The organism is Cypionkella sp., assembly GCF_030652235.1.
In the GTDB taxonomy this organism is placed as follows: Bacteria; Pseudomonadota; Alphaproteobacteria; order Rhodobacterales; family Rhodobacteraceae; genus Cypionkella.
Genome location: NZ_JAUSBA010000036.1, coordinates 22,996 through 30,847, shown reverse-complemented (window position 1 = coordinate 30,847; position 7,852 = coordinate 22,996). Strand labels below are relative to the sequence as shown.

Here is a 7,852-nt window from a genome sequence, read left to right as displayed (position 1 = left end):
ATCGAGATTGAGGCAGAACGAATTTGTGCACAGGTCGCTGCCTATGGCTAAGTCAAATCGCTATCAAGCATTGATTTCGAAGATATTTTTTGATGGGTATCAACCCGGCAATGCGTCATTTGAATTTGAACGTGTGGCGCTTGAACACGGCGCAGAGGCGCTTGGTATAAAGCTGCCGAAAAACCTTGGCGACGTGATCTACTCTGTCAGGTTCCGAACAGCCCTTCCGGACGATATTCTCGCTACCCAGCCACCGGGGATGGAGTGGATCATCGAGGGTGCTGGACGGGCGGCATATCGTTTCAAACTTGTACGCGTCAACCGTGTGGTACCGCGTGCAGACCTTGTACGTGTGTCCATCCCGGACGCCACGCCTGAGATCATTCGCGCCTACGCTCTAGATGACGAGCAAGCCCTGCTTGCAATAGTCCGCTACAATCGGCTGATCGACACCTTCTTGGGGCTGACGACTTACAGCCTTCAGAACCATCTCAGAACGACGGTCAAAGGCATCGGTCAGATTGAGATCGACGAGCTTTACATCGGGCTCGATAAGCGCGGCTGCCACTATGTTATCCCCGTGCAGGCAAAGGGCGGTAAGGACCAGATCGGTATTGTTCAGACGACACAGGACATCCGCTTTGTGGAACAAAAGTTTCCGGGGCTGAGCTGCCGGGCAATTGCTGCCCAGTTCATGGAGGATCAGGTGATCGCTCTTTTTGAGCTTACGCTGGAGGATGACGAGATCCGCGTTGTCGAGGAGCGGCACTACCGCCTTGTGCCAGCTCGCGACCTCGACCGGCAAGCCATCAAGACCTATAGGTGACCCCCCCTGGCATGGTTCCTCCCCGGCCCTGTTTGTATGCGGGGGGGCGCAGCGCGGCGTTTCGCTAGCGACAGGCATTTTCACCGGGGAATCCAGGTGGAAGCCACTTAACGGAAGCCATCTCAGTAAATTACAATATATCAATGACTTACTTAATCACGATCTTGGCGTGCTGGATTCTTTTGCGGAATCCAGGGAATCCACTTTGCGGAAGCCACCTTGGCCGGAATCCAGCCAGCGGAAGCCACCCTTTTCGATCCGTCATGGATTGCCAAGGCCATGCCTGCGCACGGACGTCAGCTACCATTCTAATCCGCCATGACAGCTTGCGCCCCTGCTTCGAACACCAGTTCGGGCAGGACCACCTCCCATTCGTCGCGGCGGAGCAGGTGGTTATACTCCTCGTCCCCATCCTCGCGCCGCCAATTCAGGATGGCCGCGACCTCGCCACGCAGGAAGGTGGTGCCTTCGGGTGGGGCGAAGGCCCGGGAGAGGCGGGCAAGGGTCTGGCCCTGGGCGTTCTCGATCCGCCAGCGGTCGCCGTCGCGGATCAGGTGGACGGGGTCGCCAGGGCGGGCCGTGGGAATGGCAGCCAGCGACGGATCACCCGGCCGCTGGCGCCCGGCGAAGGACAGGTCCACCAACTTTGGGTCCGGTGGCACATAGCGCAGACGGGCACGCGGAAGGGCGGTGGTATCGGGGGTGATGCAGCGCGACAGGACCGCATCGTCTTGGCGGACAAAGGCATGGGGGCCGTCAGTCAGGACGGTCAGGGTTGATCGCGCCCGCGTCATCGCGACATAGAACAGGCGGCGAGGCGCATCGGCATCCTCGCCGCGCGACGGGCGATCCCAGCCGCCGTTCAGGATGGCGACATGATCGAACTCCAACCCCTTGGCGCGATGGGCAGTCAGCAGCAGCAGCCCCCGCTGTTCGCCCCGCACGTCCCGCGCCCATTCGCCGAACCATTGCACGAGGTCTGGCACAGGGGCGGCCTTTTCCACCAGTTCGCGTGCGAGGGTGCCAATGCCTTCGCCTATCAGGTCGGTCCAGCGGGTCTGGGGTTGGGCGTTCAGGATGGCGACCAGATCGGGGATGGTCAGCAACCGGGTGCGATCTGCCAAGAGGGCGCAGACAAATCCCTGCATCTCGCGCATGCGCCACAGGGTAAGCGGCTTTTCATTGGCCATGTCGATCGGGATGCCAAGCGCCTCGGCATAGGCGCGCACTGGTTCCAGCCGCCGCCAATCGCGGGCGATCACGGCGCAGCGACGCCAGGACCAATCCGGGTCTAGCCCAGATAGGCGCACCAGTTCGTCTAGCGCAGCCACCGCCTGCGCGGCATCGCCCCCCGCATCCAGCAGCGAGACGCGCCCCTGCGCGACAGGGTCCAGTGCTGCCCAATCGCCCCCGGGCATCGCCTTGGCACGGGCGCGGTTTACGGTGATGTCATGGCCTGCCTTCATGCGCTGGGCCGCCGGGGCAATCACCGCATTGGCCGCTGCGATGATATGGGCGGAAGAGCGATAGTTCTCGGTCAGCCAAACCGGTTTGGCGGCATAATCCGCCTCAAAGCGGCGGATGAAGTCGATGCTGGCCCCGGCGAAGGCGTAGATGTTCTGATCGTCATCGCCCACGGCAAACAGGCTGATGCGCAAGTCATCCTCCAGTGACCGTCCCGCCACCGCACCGATCAGGGCGTATTCCTCGGGGCCGATGTCTTGATATTCGTCGACCAGCAGCCAGCGATATCCTTGAATCAGCGTCTCGCGCAGCGCCTCTGCCTCAAGCTTGCTCAGACCGTCCCCGCGCAACAAGGCAACAGCTTGCATCACAATCCCGTCAAAATCGACCGGGCCCTCGTGGTCACCTGCAAAACTTGCCCCCATCAGCCGCATCGCCAGCGCGTGGCAGGTCGACACCGTCACCCCCGCTGCGTCATCCCCGATCAGGCGGCGCAGGCGTTCGCGGATCTCGGCTGCGGCATGGCGGTTGTAGGTCAGCACCAGAATGCCGCGCGGGTCCTCGCGTTTCACGCGGATCAGATAGGCGATGCGATGGACCAGCACCCGCGTCTTGCCCGACCCCGGTCCGGCCAGCACCAGCACGTTGGTCTGTTCGCGGTCATCGCGCACGATCTCGGCCTGAACCGGGTTGTTCAGCGCATCCACAATTGTCCGCCATGAGGTGCCGGTGGTCTGCCGCCGAATTTCCGTCCCGCGCCCTGGCAGCCAGCGGCGCAGGAAAGCGTCGCGGTCCAGCACGAAGTAGTCTTCCGACAGGCGCTGGGCCTGATCCATCGCTGCCAGCCCCTTTTCGGCATAGGCGGCCATCACATGGGTCTGGATCGTCGTCTCGCCGTAATGCTCTTCGAGAGGCGCGAAGTGCTGCACGGTGAAGGGCCCGCCCTTGGGGTTCAGATGCACCGTGATTGCCGGGCGGAACACCGTCAGGCCACGGCCCAAGGTGGCCACCTGCTGTTCGTGCAGCCACAAGAGCGCACGGTCCATCAAGCGGGTCATATCCTTGACCTCGGCCCTGAGCAGCGCGTCGCCGTCCAGCGCATCTAGCATCGCGCCAAGGGTGGTTTCCACCTGAATGTCTTTGCCGCGTGTCCCCTTCGCGACCTTGCCTGTCAGATGGGCGAGTAGCGCCTGCGCCCCCTGTCGCCGCAGATCGGCGGTGCGGGCGACAACGGGCCATGACCGCTCCAGCCGCACGAAGATCGTGTTCCGGCTGACCTTACGGAGCGTCAGGTTCCCCCGACCGCCGTCCTGATCGCGCCCATCCTGGGCCATGCCGCGCAGGATGGTTTCCACCAGATCGGGCCGCACCTGCGCATGACCCTTGTCGCGCAATGCCTGACACGTCTCGGTGAGATTCAAAGGTTGCGCCTCGGACCCTTCGGCATCCGGCACGGCCTCTTGCATCATGGCGATAAGGTCAGCCTCCATCCGCCCCGCGTGATCCAGACGGCGGACCGAGGCATCTTCGACCCCCAGATGAACATAGACCGTGATGCCCGTGTCGTTGCTGGCGATCCCCATAACCTCAAGATCAGCAAAGGCCCGATGCAACTCGCGCCCCGATAATCCACAGGCGCCAGTCAGGTCGTCGGTCGAAACGCCGGCATCGACAGGCGCATTCATCACATGGCGCACAAGGTCCATCAGTTGGGTGCGCCTGACCCCGGTGATCTGTGCCCGTTCCAGGATAGCCGTCGCCTCCTCCACCGACCGGATGCGCAGCGAGGAGGGGAAAACCTGCACGCGGTTTTCCTCGCGGCTCAGCAGCGTCGCCTCCTCCAGCCAGGCCACGGCGGTTTTCACGCGGGTGTCGTCGGTGGTCTTGTCGCGCTCGAACTCCTGATCCTTTTCCTCGCGCACGATTTCGCCCGGCGTGGCAACCACCTCGCCGGATTTGTGCTTTTCCATCCGCCGCAGCGCTTTCAGAATCGCGCCAATCTCATGCCGTGCCAAGCGAGACCGCGCCGAAAGCGAGAATTGCCGCTCCACATCCTCGGGGCTGAACAAGAGCACACAATTGGCCGGACCATGATCCCGCCCGGCACGGCCCGCCTCTTGCAGGTAATTTTCCAACGACCCCGGAATATCGCCGTGCACGACCAGCCGGATGTCGGGCTTGTCGATGCCCATGCCAAAGGCGTTGGTCGCGGCGATGACCCGCAATTGCCCGGTGCGAAACGCTTCTTGCACATCGCGTTTGCGGTCGGGCGGCAGGCCGGCATGAAAGAAATCAGCGGCCAGCCCTTGCCCTTTCAGGAACTCCGCCACCTTCTCGGTCGCACTCCGCGTGGCGCAATAGACCACGGCACCGGATGCGCCTTCGGGCGGCAGGTTCGCCTCGATCGCTGCCAGGATATCGGTGAGCTTGGTCGCCTTTTGCGTGGGCAGCACCGCGAAGGACAGGTTGGTGCGCACCGCGCCGCCATCCAGCAACATCAGATCAACCCCAAGGCGGGTCTGGAAATGGTCGCGGATGTCGCGCACCACCTCGGGCTTGGCCGTAGCGGTCAGGCACAGCACCGGCGCTGGGCTATCGCCCGAGAACTCCTTGATGAAGCGGCTGACGTAGCGGTAGTCGGGCCGGAAATCGTGGCCCCATTTGCTGACGCAATGCGCCTCGTCCAGCACCCAAAGCCCGACCTCGCGCTGTTGCAGCACGGCGCGGATGGACGGTGAGCGCAACTGTTCGGGTGAGATCAGCAGCATCGCCGCGTCGCCCATCCGCACCTTTTCCAGCGCGTCATGTCGTTCCGGCAGCGACAGCATGCCGTTCACCGTGACCGCACTGGAAATCCCCGCCCGCGCCAGCCCTTGCACCTGATCGGCCATCAGCGCCACCAGCGGCGAGATCACCACTGTCAGGGCACCGGTCTTGTCAAACCGCGACAGCGCCGGGATCTGGTAGCAGACTGATTTTCCGGTGCCGGTGGGCAGGATGCCCAGCAAGGATTTACCCGCCATCGCCTCGGCAACGATCCTTTCCTGCAAGGGGCGGCCCATGTCATCGACCGGCTGGGGGCGGAAGGAGGGAAAGCCGAACCAGCGCTCCAGCGCGGCATTCGGGTTGTTCTTCTCAACGCACCAGCCGCAGGCCGGATCACCGCAATTGGTGTCGCGCAAGTGCCGCACGATCCGCCCCGCCTGCGGGAACTGCAACCGCACCCAAGGAGGCATGACTGAATCCCCACCCGCAACCGATATCCACGACAGCGCATAGGCCATCGGCCAGCCATTGCGCGGATCGGACAGGCGGCCAAGCGTCTGCTCCAGCCGGTGATTACAGGCACTGCCGCCCAGCAGGCGACGGATGGCCGCGTGGGCTGCGGCCTCACCTGGTGCTGCACCTCGCAGCAATTGGAACAGCGCATCGAACCCGGCTGAGGCTTCGCACCGCGTCGTCAGATGGTGATAGGCCAGCAGAGCATCGGGTGCCTCCTGCCCCAGCCGGGTGAAGGCCGCTATCTGATCGGCCAGCACCTGCAGCGCCAGCCGCGCATCCTGTTCGGGGTCATTCACATGCCCGACCTGCAGCCGCCCGTCCTGATAATGCTTGACCAGATGATGATAGGGATTGCGCGGAAAGGCCAAGGGATTCAGCCATAGCGTGTCAATCGGGGCCACCCCCAACCCCGCCAGCCGCGCCCGGTTCGCCACCAGATGCGGCACGTCATGGCGCAGGATGTTGTGGCCCACCAGATGCGCCGCGCCATCGCAAACCGCCTCCAGCCGGTCCAGCGCATAGTCCAGTACGGCCCCTCTGTGGACCAAGGCCCGCTCCCCCCGCACCGCCGCAAGGGCAAAGAGGCGCGCGGATTTCGGATCAACCTCCAGATCGATGGAAACGCAACTAGACAGAAAATGGGCAGGGTCAAAGGTCAAACGTCGAGCATCCGAATTCCAAAGTTCAATAGTGGCTTCCAAGCCATTGATAACCTTGTCACCAGGATTCGATAGCCTCAGATTTCAGCCGCGAGTTGCTTTTCGGTATTGGCAGGCGCTTCCTGCAGCCGTGCCGCAATGCGACCACTCAGAACTGCAGACTGCTTTCTCAGGGTTTGCTTGTTAGCATGGCCAACTGTCCGCGCCGCAGGCTGGATCGCTAAACACTAGGCTGACTGGCCGATCCGATACACCCTGCCCCGAGCATCGTCTTTTGCAGAAACCACCTCCAGCCCGAGTTTCTTGCCCAGCGCGCCCGACAACGCACCACGGGCGCTGTGAGCCTGCCACCCCGTCGCGGCAACAATCTCCGGCATCGTGACACCCTCGGGTCGCCGCAGCATCGAGATCAGCAGCGCCTGCTTTGTGCCCGTGCGCAGCGGAGGGTGTTTCGCGTCGGACTGAGCGCTGGCACCGCCATGGCTCGCCACACTTATCTTAACCACTACCGGCTCAATCCCGATGACTTGTAACCCGGCCATGGTGACCACCAGCGTGGTGCCATGCCCATCGCCGGTTTCGCGCCAGAGCGGTTCGCCGCGCCGCAGGTTGGCGTCTACCTCCTGCAGCCAGCCGTGTTCGATCATTTTGCTGACGGCCATCTTCGCTGCCGCGCCTGCCAGCCCTTTGGGCAGCGGCAGGGCGAGGTTTTCGGGGCGTTGTGCCCCAGCGCTGAGGATGATCGTTTGGGTTTCGGTCAGCTTGGTCATGGCGGGTTCCCCTTAGCGGTCGTAGGTGGCAAGGAAGGTTGCAATGCGCGGCATGGGGTCATTGTAGCCATCAGCGTCCGTGCCGATGATCACATCGCCATCGTCGTCACGGTCCAGATCGGCGATTTCGCGCAGCAGGGCGATGGCCCCGTCGCAGGCGGCGAGGCGATCGGCTTCCCATGCGGCGGTGATGGCGTCCTGTTCGATCTGGTGGCGCTGGGCGGGATCAAGCGGCATGTTCGCCCTCCTTGAAAGCGCCGTCGGTGATCTCGCGCAAAAGGCTGGCGTAGTTGTTCAGGTTGCCGACGTGGCCCCAGGTGATCTCGTCCGGGTGGGTCTCGAAATGGTCGTCGCTCAGGGTCTTCAGCCGCTCCAGCATCGCGTCGATCTGGAACTTGGTAGTCATGAAGGCGTCGAGGGCTTTGGCGTTGTCGGTCGCGAGGCGGGTGGTCATGGCGGGTGTCCTTTGGGTGAGGTGCATCATTCTTGTGCAATCAGAATCGCTCCATCTCGAAGTGTAATCAACTGAATAACAAGCAATTTCATTGTGTTAAGATCTTCAATTCTAGCAGATCTCGTTCCGCATCAATCTGCGGCCCGGACGCCGTCCACTGGCAACCGATCTTTATGAAGTGGGCAAAGAGCCGCGTCGGGCTCAGCAGATTCCCGCGCTGGACATTTTCATGGCGAGGCTGACGCAGATTCGGACGCGGCCGACGAGGAGTTTGATCCGATGACCATGATCAAAAGCGAGGTAATCGCGCGATCCAGATTGCATAATTTAGTGCATGCGTGCAGTTTGTTTTGCACAGTAGTTAGGATCAGCTATTCTCCATCGGAAAGGCATTTGG

At 62.5% G+C, this 7,852-nt stretch carries 5 protein-coding genes; 1 reads left to right on the top strand and 4 read right to left on the bottom strand.

All coding sequences use genetic code 11. The annotated features are described in order from the left end of the window. Positions 1 to 826: endonuclease (locus Q7V03_RS12910; RefSeq protein ID WP_304926003.1), on the top strand; the 826-nt coding region annotated here is incomplete at its 5' end. Positions 827 to 1,134: 308 nt separating this feature from the next. Here Q7V03_RS12910 and Q7V03_RS12905 read toward each other — a convergent pair. The 4 genes from Q7V03_RS12905 to Q7V03_RS12890 form a co-directional block, all read right to left on the bottom strand. Further along, on the bottom strand, positions 1,135 to 6,231 hold the full coding sequence (locus tag Q7V03_RS12905; RefSeq protein ID WP_304926002.1) for a RecQ family ATP-dependent DNA helicase: 5,097 nt from the start codon (positions 6,229 to 6,231) through the stop codon (positions 1,135 to 1,137). Positions 6,232 to 6,458: 227 nt separating this feature from the next. Then, complete coding sequence (locus tag Q7V03_RS12900; protein ID WP_304926001.1) at positions 6,459 to 7,001, bottom strand: DUF3489 domain-containing protein; 543 nt, start codon at positions 6,999 to 7,001, stop codon at positions 6,459 to 6,461. A gap of 12 nt (positions 7,002 to 7,013) precedes the next feature. Further along, positions 7,014 to 7,238, bottom strand: a complete 225-nt coding sequence (locus Q7V03_RS12895) for a hypothetical protein (protein ID WP_304926000.1) — start codon at positions 7,236 to 7,238, stop codon at positions 7,014 to 7,016. Beyond that, positions 7,228 to 7,455: a hypothetical protein gene (locus Q7V03_RS12890; RefSeq protein ID WP_304925999.1), complete on the bottom strand. Its 228-nt coding sequence runs from the start codon at positions 7,453 to 7,455 to the stop codon at positions 7,228 to 7,230. Before Q7V03_RS12890 ends, Q7V03_RS12895 begins: the two co-directional genes overlap by 11 nt. Positions 7,456 to 7,852: the final 397 nt, after the last annotated feature.